We start from the raw sequence: 982 nt of genomic DNA, 5'->3' as shown, positions 1-982 counted from the left end.
CGAATACAGTCATCGGGACGGATGCGATCACCGCCACAGACGCGGTCGTCGGGACGGGCTCTGACGGATTGGGGAGTCCTGCACGTCATTTCAGGTGTGCAGCGCTCCCCAGTCGCACCCGGCTACTGCCGATCGGCCGACTCCGCGGGTGCGTGCCGTGGCCGGCGCCACGGCACGATACGGCGCACGATGCGGGCGGCGCGCCCCAAACGGGGGCCTCGGACAGGAAATAACAGGTCCACACCCACCGCAACCTGTTCACACCCCCGGCAACTCCCCACAGACACGCCCGTGGAGCCCAGAGCCCACCCCGGCGCCGGCGCCCGCCGCCACATGCCGCGCAGTGATTGCCGCGCAGTGGTTGCGAGGCAGTGGTTGCGAGGCAGTGGTTGCGAGGCAGTGGTCGCGAGGCAGGCGTTGCCGGGCAAGTGGCGGTTGCCGGGTGGTACGACAGCATGCGGGGGGCTCGGACAGGAAATAACGGGTCCACACCCACCGCAACCTGTTCACACCCCCGGCAACTGCCCACAGACACGCCCGTGGAGCCCAGAGCCCACCCCGGCGCCGAGGCCCGCCGCCACTTGCCGCGCAGTGGATGCCGCCGGCAGTGGTTGCGAGGCAGTGGTTGCGAGGCAGGCGTTGCCGGGCAAGTGGCGGTTGCCGGGTGGTACGACAGCATGCGGGGGGCTCGGACAGGAAATAACGGGTCCACACCCACCGCAACCTGTTCACACCCCCGGCAACTGCCCACAGACACGCCCGTGGAGCCCAGCGCCCACCCGGCGCCGGCGCCCGCCGCAACATGCCGCGCAGTGGATGCCGCGCAGTGGTCGCTAGACGTGGTCGCGAGGCAGCGGTCGCGAGGCAGCGGTTGCGAGGCAGTGGTTGCGAGGCAGGCGTTGCCGGGCAAGTGGCGGTTGCCGGGTGGTACGACAGCATGCGGGGGGCTCGGACAGGAAATAACGGGTCCACACCCACCGCA

This window comes from Kribbella sp. NPDC048915, from assembly GCF_040649595.1.
Lineage (GTDB): Bacteria > Actinomycetota > Actinomycetes > Propionibacteriales > Kribbellaceae > Kribbella.
The sequence above is the reverse complement of the archived record's forward strand: the minus strand, read 5'-3'. Positions refer to the sequence as shown.